The sequence below is a fragment of the Coriobacteriaceae bacterium genome (assembly GCA_025993015.1).
Lineage (GTDB): Bacteria > Actinomycetota > Coriobacteriia > Coriobacteriales > Coriobacteriaceae > Collinsella.
This window is the reverse complement of sequence record DAJPFV010000001.1, coordinates 642,095-663,222: the sequence shown is the minus strand read 5'-3', so window position 1 is coordinate 663,222 and position 21,128 is coordinate 642,095. Positions and strand designations below refer to the sequence as shown.

The window sequence follows — 21,128 nt, the reverse complement described above, 5'->3', positions numbered from 1 at the left end:
GCGGTAAATGGACATCCTCATTCCCATCATCGGAGTCGTCTGCATTGGACTCCTTATCTATTACATCTACATTCTGATGAGGAGTGATTCGTAAACTATGGACGCTGCGATTCAGTACATCTTGTACTTTGCCGTGCTCGTCGTCCTGGCCGTTCCGCTCGGTCGGTTCATGGTCCATATCATGGATGGTGAGCATACGTTCCTGTCGCCTGTGATTGCTCCTGTGGAGCGTGGCGTCTATCGTCTGCTTCGCATCGACGCGGCAGGGCAGATGGGGTGTAGGCGCTATCTGGCGAGCGTGCTGGTCTTTTCGGGGATCGGCCTCGTGGCTCTTGTGGCACTCCAGGCGTTTCAGTCCTTCTTGCCAGGCAATCCCCAGCACCTGCCGGGTGTGTCATGGGACCTGTCGTTCAATACGGCTGCTTCCTTCATAACCAACACCAACTGGCAGTCCTACTCCGGTGAGACCACCCTGTCCTACCTTGTGCAGTTCATGGGTCTCACCGTGCAGAACTTCGTTTCCGCCGGCACCGGTATCGCGGTCATGTTCGCGCTGATCCGCGGCTTCCGTCAGGTCAAGGAGCAGGGTCTGGGTTCCTTCTGGGTCGACCTCACCCGCACCGTCCTGTATGTGCTCATCCCGCTGAACCTCGTGTTCGGCATCTGCCTGGCTGCCGGTGGCGTCATCTCCAACTTCCAGCCGGCTCAGAAGGCTGAGCTCGTAGAGCCCGTCGCTGTCCAGCCTAATGCAGACGGCGGCTGGAGCGTCATCGACGGCGCCGAGATCGAGGGCGACACGGTCAAGGTCGACGGCAAGGTTGTCGAGGGCGCGCGCGTGGTCACCGAGCAGTTCCTGCCCCAGGGTCCCGCGGCTCCTCAGGTCGCCATCAAGCAGTCCGGCACCAACGGCGGAGGCTTCTTCGGAGTGAACTCCGCTCATCCGTATGAGAACCCCAGTGCCTTCACCAACATCATCGAGATGACCAGCCTGCTGCTGATCCCGGCCGCCTGTTGCTTCACCTTCGGTATCGGCGTCAAAAACACCAAGCAGGGCAAGGCCATCTTTGCCGCCATGTTCATCCTGCTGGTGATCTTCGCCGGCATCATCGCCCTCAACGAGCATGCGGGCACCCCGCAGCTGGCAGATGGCGGCGCGGTCAACATCGAGATGACCGATGGCCAGGCTGGCGGCAACATGGAGGGCAAGGAGAGCCGCTTCGGTATCGCCTCCTCTTCCACCTGGTCCGCTTTCACGACGGCTGCTTCCAACGGCTCGGTTAACTCCATGCACGACTCCTACACCCCGCTGGGCGGTTTTGTCCAGATGCTCCAGATGGCTCTGGGCGAGGTCGTCTTCGGCGGCGTGGGCTGCGGCCTGTACGGCATGATCGGCTTCGCCATCCTCACAGTGTTCATCGCCGGCCTCATGGTCGGACGCACGCCTGAGTTCCTGGGCAAGAAGATCGAGCCGGGCGAGATGCGCTGGGCAGTTGTCCTGTGCCTGGCAACTCCGTTTGCCATTCTGGTGTGTTCGGCCATCGCCTGCATGGTGCCCGGTCTTGCCGACCAGCTCAACAATGGTGGCGCGCACGGCTTCTCCGAGGTGCTGTATGCCTTCACCTCATGCGGCGGCAACAACGGCTCGGCGTTTGCAGGCATGAACTGCAACATTCCCTGGATCAACGTCATGCTCGGCCTCGAGATGCTGTTCGCCCGCTTCATGCCCATCATCGGTACGCTGGCTATCGCCGGCTCGCTGGCCAAGAAGGGCAAGGTCGCCGAGAGCGCCGGTACCCTGTCTACCACCAACGGCATGTTCGTATTCCTGCTCGTGTTCATCGTTCTGCTGATCGGTGCCCTGAGCTTCTTCCCGGCCCTGGCGCTTGGCCCCGTTGCCGAGTTCTTCCAGATGATTGCGTAAAGGAGGGCGCAGATTTATGACTATGCAAAAAGACATGATGGGCCGCGCGGTCCGCGACTCGTTTGCCAAGCTGGATCCTCGCGTCCAGATTCAAAACCCGGTCATGTTCCTGGTGTGGCTTTCCGCCGTCATGACCTCCGTCCTGGCCGTCGCTTCCATTTTCGGTGTGCAGGACGCGGGTGTGCCCACCTACTATGTGGTCGCCATCGCGGTCATCCTGTGGCTTACCGACCTGTTCTCGAACTTCGCCGAGGCGCTTGCCGAGGGCCGCGGTAAGGCCCAGGCCGATTCCCTGCGTGCGGCCAAGAAGGATGTCGAGGCCCATCGCATCGAGTCCGTTGAGGACAAGGAGCACTTCACCGTCGTTCCCGGCACCGAGCTCACGCGCGGCGACCTGGTGATCGTACGCGCCGGCGAGCAGATTCCCGGCGACGGCGACGTCATCGAGGGCGCTGCCTCCGTTGACGAGTCCGCCATCACCGGCGAGTCCGCCCCCGTGGTCCGCGAGGCCGGCGGCGACCGCTCTGCCGTTACCGGCGGTACCACGGTGCTGTCCGACTGGATCATCGTCAAGATCTCCAGTGAGCCCGGCCAGAGCTTCCTGGACAAGATGATCGCGATGGTCGAGGGTGCCGCGCGCAAGAAGACCCCTAACGAGATCGCTCTGGAGATCTTCCTGGTGGCCCTCTCCATCGTCTTTATCCTGGTCACGCTGGCCCTGTATTGTTACTCCTGCTTCTCGGTCGGTCTTAACGACATGGACAACCCCACGGCCGTGACCACGCTCGTGGCGCTGCTCGTGTGCCTGGCTCCTACTACCATCGGCGCCCTTCTTTCCGCCATCGGCATCGCCGGCATGAGCCGTCTGAACGAGGCCAACGTGCTGGCCATGTCCGGCCGCGCCATCGAGGCCGCCGGCGACGTCGACATCCTCATGCTCGACAAGACCGGCACCATCACCCTGGGTAACCGCCAAGCCGCCGAGTTCATCCCGGTCGATGGCGTCGATCCCGCGGAGCTGGCCGATGCCGCCCAGCTTTCCTCGCTGGCCGACGAGACCCCCGAGGGTCGTTCCATCGTCGTGCTCGCCAAGGAGCAGTTCGGTCTGCGCGGTCGCACGCTCGAGGATAAGGGTATGGAGTTCATCCCGTTCACCGCGGCAACGCGTATGTCCGGCGTGAACTACGAGGGCAATGAGATCCGCAAGGGCGCTGCCGATTCCGTGCGCACTTATGTGGAGGCAGCCGGCGGCGTGTTCTCCCAGGAGTGCGACGAGGCCGTCGAGCGCATCGCCAAGGCCGGCGGCACCCCGCTGGTCGTGACCAAGAACTGCCGTGTGCTGGGCGTTGTGTACCTTAAGGACATCATCAAGTCCGGCGTTAAGGAGAAGTTCGCCGACCTGCGCCGCATGGGTATCAAGACCATAATGGTGACGGGCGACAACCCGCTCACCGCCGCGGCAATCGCCGCCGAGGCCGGCGTTGACGACTTCCTGGCCGAGGCCACCCCTGAAGGCAAGCTCGAGAAGATCCGCGAGTTCCAGCGTGAGGGGCACCTGGTCGCCATGACCGGTGACGGCACCAACGACGCGCCCGCTCTGGCCCAGGCCGACGTCGCCGTGGCCATGAACACGGGCACCCAGGCTGCCAAGGAGGCCGGCAACATGGTCGACCTCGACTCCAGCCCTACCAAGCTCATCGAGGTCGTGCGTATCGGCAAGCAGCTGCTCATGACCCGCGGTTCGCTCACGACCTTCTCGGTGGCCAACGACATGGCGAAGTACTTCGCTATCATCCCGGCCCTGTTTTCGCCGATCTACCCGGGCCTTGGCGCGCTCAACATCCTTGGTCTGGCAAGCCCGCTGTCCGCGGTTCTTTCGGCCATCATCTATAACGCGCTCGTTATCGTCGCGCTGATCCCGGCCGCGCTGAAGGGCGTTAAGTACCGCGAGGTCCCGTCCGGACAGCTGCTGACCCACAACCTGCTCGTGTGGGGTCTGGGCGGCATCGTTGCCCCGTTCGTATTCATCAAGCTCATCGACATGCTGCTCGCGTTCTGCGGCATTATGTAAGTGGAGGTTTGTATGTTCAAAGGTGTTGCATCGCGCGCACTGGGCGTGTTCGCGCTGTTTACCGTTGTCTGCGGCCTGGGCTATACGCTCGTCGTGACCGGCATCTCCCAGGTTGCGTTCCCGTATCAGGCGAACGGTTCGCTCATTACGGTCGACGGCAAGGTTGTGGGTTCCGAGCTCATCGGCCAGAACTTCGATGACGAAGCCCACATGTGGGGTCGTATCCAGAACGTGTCAATTGTCGAAGGCGAAGATGGCGGGCTCATGGCGTATGGTGCCCCGTCCAATTTGTCCCCGGCGAGTGATGAGTATCGGCAGCTTGTGGATGCGCGCGTGAAGAAGATCCGCGCCGCCAACCCCGATGCCGATATGGACGCTGTGCCCGTCGACCTGGTGACGTGTTCGGGGTCCGGCCTCGACCCGGAGATCTCTCCGGATGCCGCCGAGTACCAGGTCCCGCGCCTTGCCAAGGCCACGGGCAAGAGCGAAGGCGAGGTGCGCGAGATCATCGCCCGGTGCACCAAGGGCCGATTCCTGGGCGTCTTCGGCGAGCCCACGGTCAACGTGCTCAAGGTGAACCTTATGCTGGACGGCGCGCTGTAGGTGAGGGAGTGGCGGATGAGGGCATGACTGACTACCTGAGCCCTCAATTCCACTCCGCCCATCAGTTGCGGTGAAATACGGACTGTTTTGCCTGTCAAAAGCCTCATCTACTCCGTATTCCACCGCAACTTTTTTGTGAGGGTCGGGATTGAAGGTGGGGAGTGCGAGCGAGTGCGAATGCGGCGGATACTGATACGATAGGTACGTTAGCAACTGCCGCCGAGCGGCTCAAACGAAAGGAAGCCTGTATGGAGTCATCCGCCTACCCGATGCTCTTTAGCCCGATCAAGGTCGGTACGACCGAGGTCAAGAACCGCGTCTTTATGCCGCCGGTATCCACGAACCTGGCCGATCATGGCTATGTGACCGACGACTTGGTCGACCACTACCGCGCCCGCGCCAAGGGTGGTGTGGGCCTCATCATCACCGAGGTCGTGACGGTCGAGCCCACCTATACCTATCTGCCGGGTGACATGTGCTGCTACGACGACACGTTTATCCCCGGCTGGGAAAAGCTCGCCGCAGCCGTCCACGAGTACGGCTGCAAGATCATGCCGCAGCTCTTCCACCCCGCCTACATGGCCTTTAACATTCCGGGCACGCCGCGCCTGATCGCTCCGTCCTTTGTGGGCCCGTCCTATGCCCGCGAGGCGCCGCGTCCTATCACGGTCGATGAAATCCACGAGCTCACGCATCAGTTTGGCGACGCTGCCGTGCGTATGCAGAAGGCTGGCGTCGACGGCGTCGAAGTCCATGCGGCGCACGCCCACGGCATGCTCGGCGGTTTCTTGACCCCGCTCTACAACAAGCGTACCGACGAGTACGGCGGCTCGCTCGATGCTCGCATGCGCTTCCTGCTCGAGGTTATCGCCGAGATTCGCGAGCGCTGCGGCAAGGACTTTATCATCGACGTCCGCATCTCGGGCGATGAGTACACCGATGGCGGCCTGACCCTCAACGACATGATCTACGTCTCGCGTCGCCTGGAGAAGGTCGGCGTCGACATGATTCATGTATCGGGCGGCACCACCATCAAGCGCGGCTCTGCGATTCCCGCCGCTGGCACGCAGCAGGCCTCGCACGCCGCTTGCTCGCGTGAGATTAAGAAGCACGTGAACATTCCCGTCGCTACCGTCGGCCGCATTAACGAGGCATGGATTGCCGAGGAGCTGATCGAGGACGGCGCTGCCGACATCTGCATGATGGGCCGCGCCAATCTGTGCGATGCCGAGTTCTGCAATAAGGCCGCTGCCGGTAACGCCGATGATATCCGTCCCTGCATTGGCTGCCTGCGCTGCCTGAACGGCATTATGTTCGGCAAGCGCATCTCCTGCACCGTCAACCCGGACGTGGAGCGCGACGAGGCCGGCTACGAGCCTGCCGCCGAGGCCAAGAACGTACTGGTTGTGGGCGCCGGTCCCGCGGGCATGGAGGCGGCGTTCATTGCCGCCAAGCGCGGTCACAACGTGGTGCTCGTGGATAAGCAGGACGAGCCGGGCGGCGAGATGCGTATCGCAGCCGTTCCGCCGGCAAAGCAGGAACTCACCCGCGTGATCAAGTATCAGTATCGTCGCCTGGCCGAGGCCGGCGTGAAGTGCGTATTTGGCACCGAGCTTACTGCCGAGGACATTCAGCGCGACTACGCCGGGTATGAGGTTGTCCTGGCCTATGGCGCCGAGCCTATCGCTCCGGCCTTTATGCAGGGCTTTAAGCAGGTCATGACGGCTGACGACCTGCTGGGCGGCAATGCCTTCCCGGGCAAGAAGATCGTCATCGTGGGCGGCGGCACCGTCGGCTGCGAGACGGCCGACTATCTGGCTCCGCTGGTCAACGACCTGTCGCCGGCAAACCGCGACGTCACCGTCATCGAGATGACCAAGACGCTCGCCGCCAACGAAGGTGGCGCCGGTCGCGCGGTGCTCATCACGCGCATGCTCTCCAAGGGCGTCCACGTGCTGACCGAGGCCAAGGTGACCGAGATTACCGAGGATGCCATCAGCTATGAGAAGGATGGCGAGATCCACACCATCGCCGATGCCGATACGCTGGTGCTTGCCATGGGTTATCGTCCCAATACCAAGCTGGCCGACGACCTTGCCGCTGCCGGCGTTGCCACCCACGTGCTGGGCGATGCCAACAAGTGCGGCAACATCCGCGATGCCATCGGCGATGGCTACAAGGTTGCCTGCGAACTCTAGTCAACCCCTTGGTGCATGGGGGTCAGGTTACTTTGCACCAATCTGGTGCATACAAACCTGATCCCATTGCACCAGTCATCTTGCTTCTCTGTATGATATTGTATAGCTACTGTCATACAGGAGGCTAAGATGAGTGCTTCAGTTTTGAGCGTCCGTGTTGATGCATCAATTAAGGAATCGTTTGCCGAGCTCTGCGAGGAGCTCGGCATGACGTCTTCCGTGGCGGTCAACATGTTCATGCGTCAGATGCTGCGGGAGCGGTCGCTTCCATTTACCCCTTCTCTTTCAGTCAAACGGGACGAGGCGAAGACCGACGTTTTGACCGTTGCTGAAATCAGGGATGCCGTTGCTCGCGCGGCGGGTACTCGAAAGGCGATTCGGTCGGTCACGTTGTTCGGCTCGTATGCTCGACGTGACGCAAATACCGATAGCGATATCGACCTGCGTATAGAGGTCGATTCCGATGCGACATTTGGGTTATTCGCTCTTTCCTCGTTCGCGGAGGAGATCAAAGAGGCAACAGGCAAGCAGGTCGACGTCGTTTCGAGCGAACACTTGCGAGAAGACATTGCGCATGCCATCGAGAGGGAGGGTGTGGTGCTGTATGTTCGCCCGTAAATCAGATGCGTTGCGCGCCCAGGAGATTCTCGAGGCGATTGATGAGACGACCGAGAGAATCAAAGCGTTCGGTGTGACGGAAGACGAGTTCCTCCATGCGGATGACATCAAGGCCAGGACACTCGCCGATTCTCTCCTTATGTGTGCCCTCAGGGTGACGGAGGAGGCGGGTAAGCTGTCCGAGAAGGCGCAGCGACTACATCCCGAGATTGAGTGGCGCGGTATAGTGGGGATGCGTAACTATCTTGCCCATGATTACGGCAACGTCGATCGCGCCGTGGTTTGGGACGCGGTGACATCAGAGTTTCCCGCTCTTGCAGCGGCATGCCGACAGATTATCGAGGAATCCTAATCTTGCTCTCTTTGAGCCAACATGGTGTGAGATAACCTGACCCCATTGCACCATTTGATAGCAAAAAGCGGCGGCCGTCCCGTGTTGGGGCGGCCGCCGCTTGCGTTCGCTGCGATGGGTCGTGCGATTAGAGCCCCAGGAGCTCCTTGACCTTGGCGATGATTGCCTCGTCGGTGGCGTTGGCGAAGAAGTACTCCTGGAAGTGCTCGCCAGCCAGGGCGCCCTTGACCAGATCCTGGTCGATCTCGCCCAGGACGTCGACGAGCGGACGCATGGTCACAGCGCGGACGCCGTCGAGGATCTTCTTGTTGCGCTGCTCGGGCTCAACACGCTCGGCAGGATAGCCGTTGCCGGAACCGAAGCCAAAGAGCTTCTCGAAGGTGTACTCGAGGTTGAGCTCCTGGCCCCAGCCGTTCTTGAGGGCGAAGGGCATGGCGACGGCGTTACCGTCGTTGACCTGGGCGAAGGTGTAGGCATCCAGCGGGTCGGCGACATGGCCGCAGAGCACACCGGGGAAGGAGTTGCAGGCGAGCATGGCGCCCTCGCCGGTGCCGCAGCCGGTCACGACATAGTCGGCAGCGCCGGAGTTGAGCAGCACGGCGGCAAGGATGCCGTTCTGAACGTAGGTGAGCGGCTTGGAGTCGGCATCGGCATACATACCGTAGTTAAAGACGGTGTGGCCCATGGGCTCGACGACCTTCTTAAGGGCAGCCTCGATCATGGGGTTCTTGGAGTTCTGGGAGTTCTCGTTGATGAGAGCGATTTTCATGGGAGTTAACCTTTCAACCAAATGTTTCTTTTTTGTTTCTGCATGCGGGCGGCGGCAAAACCGACCCGCGATGAGCTGTGCGGGCGGTCGGCAGTTAAGTCTGTCGCGAGTTCCGCACGCAAAGGAAAGCACTTAATGTGCTTTCCGTCTTGCGCAGGACTGTCCGAGCAGCAGACTTAACTGCCGACCGCCTCGCCCAGTTTCCTTATTGCGGCTGCTTGCCGATGTAGGCGAGGATGCCGCCGTCGACGTAGAGGATGTGGCCGTTGACGAAGTTCGATGCATCGGAAGCCAAGAACACGGCGGGGCCCTTCAGATCCTCGGGCGTGCCCCAACGGGCGGCCGGCGTCTTGGCAATGATGAACTGGTCAAACGGGTGACGGCTGCCATCGGGCTGCGTCTCGCGCAGCGGTGCGGTCTGCGGGGTGGCGATGTAGCCGGGCCCAATGCCGTTGCACTGGATATTGGCCTCGCCAAACTCAGAGCAGATGTTCTTGGTGAGCATCTTGAGTCCGCCCTTGGCGGCGGCATAGCCGGCGATGGTCTCGCGGCCGAGCTCGCTCATCATGGAGCAGATGTTGATGATCTTGCCGTGGCCTTTGGCGATCATACCGGGCAGGCAGGCCTTGGACACGATAAACGGCGCATTGAGGTCGATGTCGACGACACGGCGGAAGTCCTCGGCGCTCATGTCGAGCATGGGGGTGCGCTGGATAACACCTGCATTGTTGACCAGGATGTCGGGCGTGGTGCCAAAATCGGCCTCGATCTTGGCGACGAGCTCGGCGACGACGGCCTCGTCAGTGACATCGGCCACGTAGCCGTGAGCCTCAAAGCCCAGCTCGCGGTAGTGCTTCTCGGCCTCGGCGACCTTGTCGGCGTGGCGGGCGTTAAAGGCGATCTTGGCGCCGGCCTCGCCGAGCGCCTCGGCAATGGCCATGCCAATGCCGTAGGTGGCGCCGGTCACGAGTGCGACCTTGCCATCCAGGCGGAAGCTGTCCATAAGATCAGACATAGCGATCCTTTCAAAAGAAACGTTCATCTATATAAGTCTTGCTTTTAATACAAGCTCAGTATAGGAGAAGCGGAGGAATTGACGCCCCTATTCTCCTAAAAATAGGTGAACGTTCACTTTTAAAAGGTGAACGGTTGAAATCGGTTGTCGCGATGCCCTTACTCGCTTTTCGCCATCGCGCCTTCCGCGATCATGTTGCGGTTGTAGACCAGGTGCAGATACATGGCGTCGTGCGCGGCGGTGGGGTTGCGCGCCTCGATGGCGTCGGCCACGCCGCGGTGCGTGCGGATGGTCTCCTCGACGAGCTTTTTGCCCGTAACGTCGATAAAGAGGGGAACGGATGCCTTGAGCACGCCCATCAGGCGGGGAACGACGAGGTTGCCGCCATTCAGGGTGACTACATGGAGTAGCGCCCGTACGCATCGAATTTCTCCTCTCATAGATGCGCGGCACAAAAAGCCCCGAGTTCATACGAGCTCGGGGCTTTTTCGTCTGGATTGCGGACGTATTGACGGACGAAAACGATTTGCGTCTGGCATTTAGCCGTACGAAAGCGCAATTTGCGTCTTAAATCAGGACGCAAATCAAGACGAAAACCGTTTACGTCTGGCTTAAATCCGTACGCAAACGGTTTTCGTCTTATAATACGGTCGTGAAAAGTACGAAACGAAGGGGTTATGCATATGGTTGTTAGAGAGGGCCCTACAGTCGAATACAAGGAAAGCGTTACGCCGACGTTTCTTAAAACGGTGAGCGCCTATGCAAACTACGGGACGGGCAAGATTGAGTTTGGCGTTAATGACGAGGGTATTGCCGTCGGTCTTGCAGATCCGGTTGCTGAATGTCTGCGCATCGAAAATATGATTAATGACAGCTTGGATCCCGCGCCCCGTTACTCGCTTGAGCCCGATGAGAAACACGGGACCGTAATCCTTACGGTTTATGAGGGCCAGGACAAACCCTATCGAAGCAAGGGAAAGGCCTACAGACGAAACGATTCGGCGACGGTGGAGGTCGACCGGTTTGAGTATGGCAGGCTGACGCTCGAAGGCAGCAACGTAACGTTCGACGCGCTCGCGTCGGCTCGCCAGGACTTGAGTTTTCACACGCTTGAGCATAAGTGTGTTGAACACCTCGGCATTTCCGAGCTAACGCCGGATATCATGCGTACGCTCCGCTTGCTCGGCAAGGATGGCTATACCAATGCCGCGGCGATTTTGGCGGATAAGAATGATTTTCCGGGCATTGACTGCGTCCGTTTTGGCGATACCGAGGATGTGATCTTGGATCGCGAGACGGCGACAGGTCTATCCGCAATTGAGCAGGTGGACAGGGCGGTTGCTATGTTTGCACGCTACTACCGTTATGAACGTATCGAGGGGATGGAACGCGTCCAAACCGATCGAATTCCTCTTGAGGCGTTCCGCGAAGCTGTCGCAAACGCTTTGGTGCATCGGACATGGGACGTTCGGGCGAACGTTCAAATTGCCCTGTACGACGATCGCGTCGTTGTGACTTCACCCGGACCGCTGCCCGCCGGTTTGACGACGGAACAATACCTGTATGGGCAGATATCCGTGCTCAGAAACCCAATTGTCGCTGAGGTCTTTCTAAAGCTGGATTACATCGAGAAATTTGGTACGGGAATCGCGCGAATCAGGCGTGCGTATCGAGATTCTTTGAGCCAGCCGGTATTTGATGTTCGCGGCGGCATGGTGGCCGTCACATTGCCCGTTATCGATGCCTTTGAAGGGTCTGAGGAAGAGGTCCAGGTTCTCAAGGCTTTGTCAGGCGGACGAATACTGTCGCGGGGCGAGATTGAGCAACAGACAGGATTGAGCCGCACGCGCACGTTGACGGCGCTTGAATCTTTGCTCAACCGAAACTCGATCGTAAGGCGGGGGACAGGACGCGCCACGAAATACGAGCGCGCATAGCTCAAAAGAGCAAAGCTACAAAACAGGCCCCAAGCCTACACCGGCTTGGGGCCTGCTGTCCTCTGGGATATTGGCGCCTCTACAGTTCAGCTTCCAGTTCGGCTTTGTGTTCGTTGAGGTAGTCGCGCATGTAGGGGATGGCAAATGAGACCTTGCCGTACGAGGGCGCCTCAATGATCGACTCTCTCAGCAGACGACTGCGGATGGAACTTACCTGTTGAGGTGTCTTGTTTAAGTCATCGGCAACCATGCTGGTCGAGCTCGTCTGCCCTAAGGACGCCATGCTCAGCAGATAAGCGATGCACGTGGGCGGAATGCGCTGCAGCGCGGGCTCAATCACCATTGCGCAGAAGCGTTCGCGTGCTGTTGCGATGCCTCGCTTTGCCTCTTCCTCTCCAATTACAGTTGTATGGGCGCGTCGTGCCAGTTGCCATGCGTAATATCCAACGAGCTGAATCATAAAGGGGTAGCCTTGCGTTGCCTCGGCAAGTTGGCCGGCAATACCTGGTTGCAGCTCCATGCCAGACGCTTCAATGGTTTCTTCGAGGGAGTACGACACTTCGGTTACTGCCACAGCCTTCAGATCAAAGGGGAGGGCGCGGCGCAAAAACGTAAGTGTCTTTCCGTTGATGACACTTTCTATCATCGAAGGCAGCCCCGCAAAAACAAAGGCGATATCAAGGTCTTCGCCGATAACCTGTTGAATCGCAATGGAGAGCGTTCGGACCTCATCGAGCTCTGCGTCTTGAACCTCGTCGAGGGTGATGAGCAGGCCATTTCCATTCTTGGATATAGCCTGCCTCATGGCGTCGCGCAGCGATGGACCGATTCGCTCAATGTCTATGCTGCCGATGGATATGCCAGCTACGGTGGGCTCAAATCTGGCGTGTTTGGCCTGGAATTTGGGCTGCAGCTGCTCGAGAATGCGCTGACAAAGTCCTTCGGTTGCGACTTCTTTTATGACCGTCCAGCCACGGCTTTGCGCCAAACGTGAGCACTCGTCAAGGAGGACCGTCTTGCCCGTTCCGCGGACGCCGGCTATGCGCATAAGGCGCCCCGGGGCGCCAGGACCGTTGACGAGGCCTTCATTGAATTCCTCGAGGACATCTTCGCGGCCGATAATTGTGGGAGGTGTTTTGCCTGCCGTGGGCTTAAAAGGGTTTGTTTGCATGCGAGCCACCTTTGCTCAAAATATAGCAAGATATAGCAAAGTATAGCAAGATATAGCAAAGTATAGTGAGATATAGCAACGTATAGCGCTGCTCGCGGGTTCTTGCGGTGGCGCTATTTTCCAAAGGCCGCGCGGATAAAGCGCTGGGCGAAGAGCTTATTGGCGACGTTGATGACATGGCCCAGGAACAGTGCCGAGATGGCGGTCGTGACGCCAAAGCCGCCCAGGTTGTGCATAAAGACCAGCGACAGCGCGAGCGAGGCGGCGACGTGCGAGCAATCGAATACGACCTTCACATCGCCAAAGCGGCATTTGAGCTTTTCGGCAATGACCTGTACCAAGCCGTCGGGTGCGTTGGGAACGACGCCCATATTGACGACGAGGCTTACGCCAAACGCGGTGATGGCAAGCGAGAGCAGCATGGTTACGACCTGTGCCGGCAGCGCGGTGGGGTGCAGAGGGTTAACGTTCATAAAGAAATCGGTAAAGCCGCCGATCAGCGTTGAGAAAAAGAGCTCGAGCAAAATGCGCGGCTGAAACTCGCGGCGCAAGATGGCTGCCTGTGCGGCAATGTAGGCGACATAGGTCGCGGTAATCCAAAAGCCGAGCGTCTTGCCGGTGAGCATGGACAGCGTCGTGGCAAAACAGGTAAGCGCTGCCACGCCTAGGCCCGACGCAGTCTGGATGCTCATGCCGAGGGCGAGCGTCGCGACGCCTGCTAAATACATCAACATCCTGATGACGGTATGGCACCAATCGATCTTCTCGCCATTCATAATGATGAGCGGTCGCATGCTGCTACCCGTCCTTTCGGTTGTGAAGAAAAGGCTGACCTGGGCCGGCAAAAGAGGGTTATCGGAGGCACTGCTGTAAAAGCAGAAAAGCCGGCCCCACGGTCAGTCGTCTAGGAAATGTCTCGCTGTGCCGGAATGGGACTGAAGGGCCAACGAGACGGGAGGAAAGCAAATGACATAGCGTGGGCAATAGGATGCCAAGATGGTAGGGTGCGTCTTAGCATCCTATTGCCCACGCTTAACGAAATCGGTTTCGTTTGAGCCTTAGTATACGCACGGGATTCTATTTGCAAAGAGAAAAATAATAAAAAGGTGAACGTTCACCTAATCGCAACAACTCGTTGGCTGTATTATGACAAGGACATACTCGAAACCGATTTCGCAACGGTTAGAGAGTGCATTGTACGTTCGTCGTAGATTGCCGGGCAGCTTGGTCGCGCCCGCCGGTCGCATTGCGGCGAACGCCTTCACCCGGATCGAAAGGATCACCATGGAACAGCACACCGATTGCTCGTACTGCATGTGCGGGACCGATAACACGCTCGTCGATGCCTTTGGCATCCCCATGCTCGGCCTGCCCGCCAGCAAGCTCATCTTGTTTAAGGAGCAGAGCCACAAGGGCCGCGTGATCGTGGCCTCCAAGCAGCACGTCGATGACATTTCCTGCATGTCCGAGGAGGACGCTGCCGCCTTTATGGCCGATGTCCGCCACGTCGCCGCCGCGCTGCACAAGGCGTTCAACCCCGACAAGATCAACTTTGGTGCCTACGGCGACACCATGCATCACCTGCATGTGCATATCGTCCCCAAGTACAAGAGCGACCCGTTTGAGTTTGGCGACGTGTTTGCCATGAACCCCGGTCGCGTCACGCTCGAGCCGGCTCAGTACGACGAAATCGCCCAGGCAATCATCGACAACCTGTAAAACTTCGTCCCCCATAAGTTGCGGTGAAATACGGACTGTTTAGCGGCTTAGCTGGCTCCAATAGTCCGTATTTCACCGCAACTTATGGGGCGCGGCGTTGCGATAGTATTACGTGTTGGTATTCGACTAACCGAGGACTTATCCGAGGGCTTTATGGAACAGCACCAGCATTATCAGAGTCTGCAAGATCAGGCGTACAACGCATTGCGCTCCAAGATCATCTATGCCGAGCTCAAGCCCGGTACACGCCTTTCGGCGATTGGTCTGGAAAAGGAGACGGGGATCGGGCGTACACCCATCCGCGAGTCCTTTGTGCGCCTGCGCGAGCAAGAGCTGGTGGAAACGCGCCCCAAGAGCGGCACCTATGTCTCAAAGATCAGCATGGAGCGTGCCGAGAACGCCTGCTTTTTGCGCGAGAAGCTCGAGAGAAGCGTGCTGATCAAATGCTGCTCGGCCGCCACGCCTGATCAAAAGCGCCAGCTTGAGCAGATTCTCGCCGAGTCCGAGTCGCTCGACCACAGCGAGACGCGTCGCTTCTTTGACCTGGACAACCTGTTCCACGAGACGTGCTTTGAGATTGCCGGTCGCCACATGCTGTGGGATTGGATGAAGAGCATCAACACGCATTTTGAGCGATATAACTGGCTGCGCGCGGTGTCGCAGGATCTGGATTGGGAGCCGATTCGTCGGCAGCATCGTCGAATTCTTGAGGCCATTAAGGAGGGCGACACTGATACAGCGAGCTATCTGGCAGAGACTCACCTGCATCTGATGCCCGAAGAGCAGGGCCCAGTTATCGCCTTGCATCCCGATTACTTTGAGCTGCCCAAAGACTCGTCCATCTAATCTATCCCCTCATACGTTGCGGTGAAATAGGGATTGTCTCGCGGCCCAGGCGGCGCAAACAGTCCCTATTTCATCGCAACTACGTTGGGGCGTGACCGAGGCATATAAATGCGGTGCCGTTTGGAGGAACAGACCGGAAGCAAGGGGTCGATTCCTCCAGACGGCACCGCATTTGTTTTGGTGCTCTGGATTATGTTGTGACAAAGATTCAGCAGAGGAAAAAGCGGCTCGGGGGCGTGTCGCTTCCGTCACGTTCTATCAGCATACAAGACGGTTTCGGTTCTTGTCCGTGACGGAAACGGCACGCTTCCGAGCCGCTTCAAAAAAAGAGGGCGCGGTCTAGGTCGCGCCCTCCACGATAGAGAGCTGGATTAGGCGCGGACCTTCTTGACGACATCCATGGCCTCGCGAGCGATTTGCTCGACCTTGGAGAAGTCGCCGTCGGCGAACAGGGCCGGCTTGACCATCCAGGTGCCGCCGCAGGCGATGATGGCGGAGGAGCTCAGGTACTCCTCGACGTTTGCGGTGCTCACGCCGCCGGTGGGCATAAAGCGGTGACCGACAAACGGCGCGGCGAGGGCCTTGATGGTGTTGAGGCCGCCGTACTGGGCAGCGGGGAAGAACTTGGTGACCTTGAGGCCCAGGTTGACGGCAGCGGTGACCTCGGAGGGGGTCACGGTACCGGGCAGCACAGGCAGGTCGATATCGATGCAGTGCTTGACGACGTCCTCGTTGTAACCCGGGGAGACGATGAACTTGGCACCGGCGGCACGGGCCTGCTCAACCTGCTCGACAGTCAGGACGGTGCCGGCGCCCACGCACATCTCGGGCTCGTCCTCGGCCATAGCGGCGATGCACTCGGCAGCGCAAGCGGTGCGGAAGGTGACCTCGGCGGACTTCATGCCGGCGGCCATCAGGGCGTGGGCGAGCGGAGCGGCGTCCTCGACCTTGTCGAGCACGACGACCGGCACGATGCCCAGGGACTCAAGCGTGGTGTAGAACTGATCGAACATGATGTTCCTTTCGATGTGCGGTGCGCGAGTGCGCGTAATTGCTAAAGAAGATTGGCCATGGGCCGGTTCCGGATTGGTTATCGGAGGCACTGCTTGGGTCACAAGCAATTTCGGAACCGGCTACGAGGCCAGTCGTGAAGGAAATGCCAGGCGGAGCCGGAATGGGACTAAGTGGTTCTACCTGGCCGGGGAAAGCGGGGAGCGGGCTGCAGGGGTATGGGTATGGGAAACTGCAACCCGCGGAATGGGGAACGAATTAACGGGCGACGCGGGTGCCACCGTCGGCGGCGTTGGCCACGGCGGCGATCTCGTCGGAGGTCACCAGGTTGGAATCGCCCTTGATGGTGAGCTTGAGGATCGAGGCCGCGATGGCGTAGTTGACGGCGTCCTGCGGGTCGAAGTCGTTGATGAGGGCATGGACGAGGCCGGCGTTAAAAGCGTCGCCGGCAGCAACGCCCTCGAGTACGTGCACATCGTGAGCAGGGGAGAACCAGTGCTCGCCGCTCTCGGCGTCATAGAGCATGCCCATCCAGATGGAGCGCTCGACGCAGGAGATGTTGCGGACGACCGAGGCGACCTTCTTGCAGCCGTACTCGGCGCAGATCTGACGGGCCATCTCGACGTAGGTGTCGCGCTCCTCGATGCCGTGGGCAAGGGAGCCGGAGACGCAGGTCATGCCGAGGCCGGCAGGTGCGTCCTCGTCGTTGGCGATGCAGATGTCAACGAGCGGCAGAAGCTCCTTCATGGTTGCCTGCGACTTCTCGGGAGACCACATCTTGCCGCGGTAGTTAACGTCGCACACGGTGGTGATGCCCTTGGCACGGCAGGCGGTGAGAGCGTCCTTGCAGGCGGCAGCCATCTCGTCGGAGACGGCGGGCGTCACGCCAGAGAAGTAGAAGACGTCGATGCCCTTGAGGATCTCGTCCCAGTCAAAGACGTCACGCTTGGCCATGTTGATGGCGGAGTACTTGCGGTCGTAGACGCAGCCGTTGCCGCGCTGCGAGGCACCGACCTCAAACACATAGGAGCCAAGACGGTCGCCCTGACGCACGACGCGCGTGGTGTCGACGTCGTAGACCTTCAGCGAGCGAAGAGCGCACTCGCCCAGGCGGTTGGCCGGAACGACGGAAACGTAAGCGGCCTTGTCGCCCTGATAGGCCAGGGAAAGCGCGGTGTTTGCCTCGGCGCCGCCGTAGCGGACGTCGAACTCGGTGGCCTGCTCAATACGCAGGTGATCTTTGGGCGAGAGCCTCATCATGATCTCGCCGAAGGTAAGAACCGTTTTACCCATGGTCGCGTAGCTCCTTTTGTCTGTGCGTACACCTTTGATATGGCGTTGGCACGGAGGTGCCAAGACGGTAGGGTGCGTCTTTGCACCTCCGCGCCAACGCTTACCGAAATCGGTTTACGAAATCGGTTTCGTTTCGAGTTGTAGTATACTCACCTACAGCGTTTTGCAAGCGAGATTTTTAAAAAATGCTTAAATGGCTAAGATTGCCGACAAATAGGAAACGAGGGGCGCTATGGCGCATATGAGAATCAAGGACATTGCCGCCGAGGCGGGCGTGAGCCCGGCCACCGTTTCGCGCTACCTCAACAACCGCCCTGGGCAGATGACCGAGGAGACTCGCGCCCGCATCGCCGAGGTCATCGAGCGCACGGGCTATCGTCCCCGTGCCGCCGCGCGCAACCTGCGCAGCTCGCGCACCAACCTCATCGGCGTGATTCTGGCCGACATCGCCAACCCGTTCTCGAGCGCCATGCTCGAGGGCCTTTCCGCCAGCGCCGCCGCACGCGGCTGCTCGCTCATGACGGCCATTAGCGGCAACGACCCCGCCAAGGAGGCCGAATCGCTTACCAGACTTATCGATGCGGGTGTGGACGGCCTGGTCGTCAACACCTGCGGCGGCAACGACGGGGCGATCGCCGCGGCTGCGGGACGCCTGCCGGTTGTCCTCCTCGACCGCGACATCGAGGACGGCGGCATCGATCTGGTGACGTCTAACAACCGCGAGCTGGTCGCCGGGCTGGTGGACGAGCTCACCGCGGCTGGCAGTGAGCGCCTGTGCCTGCTCACCGAGGCAAGCGACGACAGCCCCGTCCGTCGCGAGCGTGCCGAGGCCTTTACCGATGAGCTCTCGCGTCGCGGTCTTGCCGGCGAGGTCGTCACGCTGGCCGACGGCGGCGCTGAGGGCATCAGCCGTCTGGACGAGGCCATTCGCGATTATGCGGGTAAAAAGCTCGGCCTTATCGCCGTAAACGGCTTGGTCTTCTTGCGCCTGACCGAGGCGCTGGCCCAGCTTGGCCCCTCGCTGCCGGTGGGTCTTAAGATCGCGACGTTCGACGACTATCCCTGGAACCACGTGCTCTTTGGCGGCGTGACCACGGCCGCGCAGGACACCCTGGCGATTGCCGAGCGCGTGGTCGAGCGCCTGTCCGAGCGCATCGACATCGTCGCCACCACGGTGGGCGAGGCCGCAAGGCTCGCGCCCAAGCACATCGAGATCCCCGGCCACATCGAGTCCCGAGCCTCCACTTCGCGCTAGGCCACCGACCAGCACTCGCCTGCTCGCGCACGTTTTTTGAGCGCCGGACACGCTTTAACCCTGCGGAAACATTTTTCTGCGATAGTATCTGCGATATAGAACAGTCGAAACCCGCCCGAAAGAAAGGGGAGCGACATGAACCAGCAGAACATCGATTACGTACTCCGCTCTGTAGAGCAGCGTGACATCCGCTTTGTGCGTCTGTGGTTTGTCGACATTCTCGGTCGCCTCAAGAACTTTGCCATTAGCCCCGAGGACCTCGAGGTCGCTTTTGAGGAGGGTATTGGCTTTGACGGCTCCGCCATCGAGGGTTTTGCCACGCCCGAGGAAGCCGACATGCTGGCGTTCCCAGACGCTTCGACCTTCCAGATCCTGCCGTGGCGCCCGAGCCACAACGGCGTCGCACGCGTGTTCTGCGACGTGTGCACTCCCGATCGCAAGCCATTTGCCGGCGACCCGCGCGATGCCCTGCGCCGCATGTTCCGCAAGGCCGAGAAGGCTGGCTATCTGCTCAACGTGGGTGCCGAGCTGGAGTATTACTACTTCCCCGACGAGCACACCCCCGAGCCGCTCGACAACGTGGGCTACTTCGTTCTTTCGGTGAGCGATGCCGCCCGCGACCTGCGTCGCAACACGGTTCTCACGCTCGAGAAGATGTCCGTGCCCGTGGAGTACACCTTCCACGCCGCCGGCCGCTCACAGCATGGCATGAGCCTGCGTCACGCCGAGGCCCTGAGCATGTCCGACGCCATCACCACGGCCAAACTCATCATTAAGCAACAGGCCTACGAGAGCGGTTGCCACGCCTCCTTTATGCCCAAGCCGTTGGCGGGCGAGGACGGCAGTGCCATGTTCCTGTGCCAGTCGCTGTTCGACCATGACGGCAACAACGTCTTTTGGGGCGAGGACGACGAGAAGTACCACCTCTCCGATATCGCCAAGCACTACATGGCCGGCATCTTGGCGCACGCGCGCGAGATCAGCGCCATCACCAACCCCACGGTCAACTCGTACAAGCGCATCACCACGGGTGGCGACTCCGTGCCGCAGTACGCCACGTGGGGCCTGCGCAACCGCGCGAGCATGGTCCGCATTCCGGTCTACAAGCCCGGCAAGCAGCTGTCCACGCGCATCGAGCTGCGCAGTCCCGATCCCATGGCCAATCCGTACCTGGTCAACGCCGTTACGCTGGCGGCTGGTCTGGATGGCATCGAGCGCAAGCTGGAGCTCCCGCCCGAGGCCACGGCCGAGACGCTCAAGCTTACCGACCGTCAGATGGTCGAGGCCGGCTACGCGCCGCTGCCGCGCTCGCTCAAAGAGGCGCTCGACGTGTTCGAGGACTCGCAGTTTATGAAGGATGCCCTCGGCGAGCACATCCACAGCTTCTTCCTCAAAAAGAAGCGCGACGAGTGGCATAAGTTCGAGTCTACGATCACCGAGTGGGAGATCAAGCACTATCTGGCGAACTCCTAATCGCGCTGGCTTGTCCCAGTACGATTGAGCTCATTTCTTTGGAGGCCGATATGTCCGAAAAGAGTGCCCTGTTCATGGCGCGCACGACGCGCTTCCACGAGTTTGCCCGCAGCCTGACGACCACCCTGGGTGTCGAGGTGAGCCTTGCCACCCCCGATTCGCCGACTGCGGCGCACGACTTTGACCTGCTGATTCTCGATTCCGACGGCATCCGCAGCGACCGTATCGATCAGATTGCCAAGTGGCTCGACGATCGTGGCGGCGTTCCCATGTTGGTGATCGTCGACGACGAGGCACTCGGCACCCTGCGCCTGCCGAATCACGCGCATGCCGACTTCGTATGTCCCACGGCGACGCCCAACGAGCTCAAGGCTCGTGCGCAGCGCCTCATGGGCGAGGAGGAGACTGTCACCGCCGACGATGTGCTCAACATCGATAACCTCGAGATCAACCTGGCTACCTACCAGGTGACGCTCGATAACGAGCCCATCGACCTGACGCTGATGGAGTACTCGCTGCTGAGCTTTTTGGCCACGCACTCCAACCGCGCCTACAGCCGCGAGGTGCTGCTGCACCGCGTGTGGGGCTTTGAGTACTGCGGCGGCACGCGCACCGTCGACGTACACATTCGACGCATCCGCTCCAAGGTGGGCCCGCAGATCGCGGCACACATCACCACCGTCCGCGGCGTGGGCTATCTGTTTAAGGACTAGATTTCCACCACAAAGGGGACAGGCACCTTTGTAGTGGTTTTGCCGCAGGTGCGGGTTCCTCTCGAATCTGCAACAGAACTTAAGCCTTCCTAAAAGATTGCGTTCTCATACACGTACGCCCGCATATTGGGGTACAACTCAACGTGAACAATGACGGCCCGCC

The 21,128-nt window shown here is 59.9% G+C and carries 19 protein-coding genes; 12 read left to right on the top strand and 7 right to left on the bottom strand.

Going from position 1 to position 21,128, the window contains the following annotated elements; all coding sequences use genetic code 11:
• The first annotated feature begins 97 nt into the window (after positions 1-97).
• The 6 genes from kdpA to OIL77_02865 all read left to right on the top strand — a co-directional run bounded on the left by kdpA (position 98) and on the right by OIL77_02865 (position 7,763).
• Positions 98-1,921: a potassium-transporting ATPase subunit KdpA gene (kdpA, locus tag OIL77_02890; protein ID HJI44369.1), complete on the top strand. Its 1,824-nt coding sequence runs from the start codon at positions 98-100 to the stop codon at positions 1,919-1,921.
• A gap of 16 nt (positions 1,922-1,937) precedes the next feature.
• The gene (kdpB, locus tag OIL77_02885; GenBank protein ID HJI44368.1) at positions 1,938-3,992 is read left to right on the top strand and encodes a potassium-transporting ATPase subunit KdpB; all 2,055 of its coding nucleotides are present in this window, start codon (positions 1,938-1,940) and stop codon (positions 3,990-3,992) included.
• A 12-nt stretch (positions 3,993-4,004) separates the two neighbouring features.
• Entirely contained in the window at positions 4,005-4,595 is a 591-nt protein-coding gene (gene kdpC / locus OIL77_02880; protein HJI44367.1) for a potassium-transporting ATPase subunit KdpC, read from the top strand.
• Between the two features lie 248 nt (positions 4,596-4,843).
• Complete coding sequence (locus tag OIL77_02875) at positions 4,844-6,793, top strand: NAD(P)/FAD-dependent oxidoreductase (protein ID HJI44366.1); 1,950 nt, start codon at positions 4,844-4,846, stop codon at positions 6,791-6,793.
• Positions 6,794-6,922: 129 nt separating this feature from the next.
• A complete protein-coding gene (locus OIL77_02870) occupies positions 6,923-7,411 on the top strand; it encodes a type II toxin-antitoxin system RelB/DinJ family antitoxin (GenBank protein ID HJI44365.1) in 489 nt (162 codons plus the stop codon).
• Positions 7,398-7,763, top strand: coding sequence for a DUF86 domain-containing protein (locus OIL77_02865; GenBank protein HJI44364.1), 366 nt, complete (start codon positions 7,398-7,400; stop codon positions 7,761-7,763). The genes OIL77_02870 and OIL77_02865 overlap by 14 nt, the downstream gene beginning before the upstream one ends.
• A gap of 127 nt (positions 7,764-7,890) precedes the next feature.
• On the opposite strand, the gene OIL77_02860 is transcribed toward OIL77_02865, so the two are convergent.
• The 3 genes from OIL77_02860 to OIL77_02850 all read right to left on the bottom strand — a co-directional run bounded on the left by OIL77_02860 (position 7,891) and on the right by OIL77_02850 (position 9,987).
• A complete protein-coding gene (locus tag OIL77_02860) occupies positions 7,891-8,532 on the bottom strand; it encodes an RpiB/LacA/LacB family sugar-phosphate isomerase (protein HJI44363.1) in 642 nt (213 codons plus the stop codon).
• A gap of 205 nt (positions 8,533-8,737) precedes the next feature.
• Positions 8,738-9,547, bottom strand: coding sequence for a gluconate 5-dehydrogenase (locus OIL77_02855; protein HJI44362.1), 810 nt, complete (start codon positions 9,545-9,547; stop codon positions 8,738-8,740).
• Between the two features lie 158 nt (positions 9,548-9,705).
• A complete protein-coding gene (locus OIL77_02850; GenBank protein HJI44361.1) occupies positions 9,706-9,987 on the bottom strand; it encodes an FCD domain-containing protein in 282 nt (93 codons plus the stop codon).
• A gap of 243 nt (positions 9,988-10,230) precedes the next feature.
• On the opposite strand from OIL77_02850, the gene OIL77_02845 reads away from it, so the two are divergent.
• Entirely contained in the window at positions 10,231-11,484 is a 1,254-nt protein-coding gene (locus OIL77_02845) for a putative DNA binding domain-containing protein (GenBank protein HJI44360.1), read from the top strand.
• Positions 11,485-11,563: 79 nt separating this feature from the next.
• On the opposite strand, the gene OIL77_02840 is transcribed toward OIL77_02845, so the two are convergent.
• Together OIL77_02840 and OIL77_02835 are read right to left on the bottom strand one after the other, a co-directional pair.
• On the bottom strand, positions 11,564-12,655 hold the full coding sequence (locus OIL77_02840) for an ATP-binding protein (protein ID HJI44359.1): 1,092 nt from the start codon (positions 12,653-12,655) through the stop codon (positions 11,564-11,566).
• 113 nt (positions 12,656-12,768) lie between these two features.
• Positions 12,769-13,449, bottom strand: a complete 681-nt coding sequence (locus OIL77_02835; protein ID HJI44358.1) for a DUF6198 family protein — start codon at positions 13,447-13,449, stop codon at positions 12,769-12,771.
• A gap of 490 nt (positions 13,450-13,939) precedes the next feature.
• On the opposite strand from OIL77_02835, the gene OIL77_02830 reads away from it, so the two are divergent.
• Both OIL77_02830 and OIL77_02825 read left to right on the top strand, forming a co-directional pair.
• Positions 13,940-14,374, top strand: a complete 435-nt coding sequence (locus tag OIL77_02830; GenBank protein ID HJI44357.1) for an HIT family protein — start codon at positions 13,940-13,942, stop codon at positions 14,372-14,374.
• Between the two features lie 153 nt (positions 14,375-14,527).
• Positions 14,528-15,220, top strand: coding sequence for a GntR family transcriptional regulator (locus OIL77_02825; GenBank protein HJI44356.1), 693 nt, complete (start codon positions 14,528-14,530; stop codon positions 15,218-15,220).
• Between the two features lie 371 nt (positions 15,221-15,591).
• On the opposite strand, the gene eda is transcribed toward OIL77_02825, so the two are convergent.
• Positions 15,592-16,233, bottom strand: a complete 642-nt coding sequence (gene eda / locus OIL77_02820; protein HJI44355.1) for a bifunctional 4-hydroxy-2-oxoglutarate aldolase/2-dehydro-3-deoxy-phosphogluconate aldolase — start codon at positions 16,231-16,233, stop codon at positions 15,592-15,594.
• A 256-nt stretch (positions 16,234-16,489) separates the two neighbouring features.
• Complete coding sequence (locus tag OIL77_02815; GenBank protein HJI44354.1) at positions 16,490-17,524, bottom strand: sugar kinase; 1,035 nt, start codon at positions 17,522-17,524, stop codon at positions 16,490-16,492.
• A gap of 232 nt (positions 17,525-17,756) precedes the next feature.
• Between OIL77_02815 and OIL77_02810 the strand changes: the two genes are divergently transcribed.
• The 3 genes from OIL77_02810 (at position 17,757) to OIL77_02800 (ending at position 20,965) form a co-directional block, all read left to right on the top strand.
• Complete coding sequence (locus tag OIL77_02810; GenBank protein ID HJI44353.1) at positions 17,757-18,779, top strand: LacI family DNA-binding transcriptional regulator; 1,023 nt, start codon at positions 17,757-17,759, stop codon at positions 18,777-18,779.
• Positions 18,780-18,914: 135 nt separating this feature from the next.
• Complete coding sequence (locus tag OIL77_02805; GenBank protein HJI44352.1) at positions 18,915-20,252, top strand: glutamine synthetase family protein; 1,338 nt, start codon at positions 18,915-18,917, stop codon at positions 20,250-20,252.
• Between the two features lie 50 nt (positions 20,253-20,302).
• The gene (locus OIL77_02800) at positions 20,303-20,965 is read left to right on the top strand and encodes a response regulator transcription factor (GenBank protein ID HJI44351.1); all 663 of its coding nucleotides are present in this window, start codon (positions 20,303-20,305) and stop codon (positions 20,963-20,965) included.
• The last annotated feature ends 163 nt before the right edge of the window (positions 20,966-21,128 follow it).

Coding starts and splice junctions, on each gene's coding strand:
- kdpA (HJI44369.1), top strand. CDS start 98: ATGGACGCTGCGATTCAGTACATCTTGTACTTTGCCGTGCTCGTCGTC.
- kdpB (HJI44368.1), top strand. CDS start 1,938: ATGACTATGCAAAAAGACATGATGGGCCGCGCGGTCCGCGACTCGTTT.
- kdpC (HJI44367.1), top strand. CDS start 4,005: ATGTTCAAAGGTGTTGCATCGCGCGCACTGGGCGTGTTCGCGCTGTTT.
- OIL77_02875 (HJI44366.1), top strand. CDS start 4,844: ATGGAGTCATCCGCCTACCCGATGCTCTTTAGCCCGATCAAGGTCGGT.
- OIL77_02870 (HJI44365.1), top strand. CDS start 6,923: ATGAGTGCTTCAGTTTTGAGCGTCCGTGTTGATGCATCAATTAAGGAA.
- OIL77_02865 (HJI44364.1), top strand. CDS start 7,398: ATGTTCGCCCGTAAATCAGATGCGTTGCGCGCCCAGGAGATTCTCGAG.
- OIL77_02860 (HJI44363.1), bottom strand. CDS start 8,532: ATGAAAATCGCTCTCATCAACGAGAACTCCCAGAACTCCAAGAACCCC.
- OIL77_02855 (HJI44362.1), bottom strand. CDS start 9,547: ATGTCTGATCTTATGGACAGCTTCCGCCTGGATGGCAAGGTCGCACTC.
- OIL77_02850 (HJI44361.1), bottom strand. CDS start 9,987: ATGAGAGGAGAAATTCGATGCGTACGGGCGCTACTCCATGTAGTCACC.
- OIL77_02845 (HJI44360.1), top strand. CDS start 10,231: ATGGTTGTTAGAGAGGGCCCTACAGTCGAATACAAGGAAAGCGTTACG.
- OIL77_02840 (HJI44359.1), bottom strand. CDS start 12,655: ATGCAAACAAACCCTTTTAAGCCCACGGCAGGCAAAACACCTCCCACA.
- OIL77_02835 (HJI44358.1), bottom strand. CDS start 13,449: ATGCGACCGCTCATCATTATGAATGGCGAGAAGATCGATTGGTGCCAT.
- OIL77_02830 (HJI44357.1), top strand. CDS start 13,940: ATGGAACAGCACACCGATTGCTCGTACTGCATGTGCGGGACCGATAAC.
- OIL77_02825 (HJI44356.1), top strand. CDS start 14,528: ATGGAACAGCACCAGCATTATCAGAGTCTGCAAGATCAGGCGTACAAC.
- eda (HJI44355.1), bottom strand. CDS start 16,233: ATGTTCGATCAGTTCTACACCACGCTTGAGTCCCTGGGCATCGTGCCG.
- OIL77_02815 (HJI44354.1), bottom strand. CDS start 17,524: ATGGGTAAAACGGTTCTTACCTTCGGCGAGATCATGATGAGGCTCTCG.
- OIL77_02810 (HJI44353.1), top strand. CDS start 17,757: ATGGCGCATATGAGAATCAAGGACATTGCCGCCGAGGCGGGCGTGAGC.
- OIL77_02805 (HJI44352.1), top strand. CDS start 18,915: ATGAACCAGCAGAACATCGATTACGTACTCCGCTCTGTAGAGCAGCGT.
- OIL77_02800 (HJI44351.1), top strand. CDS start 20,303: ATGTCCGAAAAGAGTGCCCTGTTCATGGCGCGCACGACGCGCTTCCAC.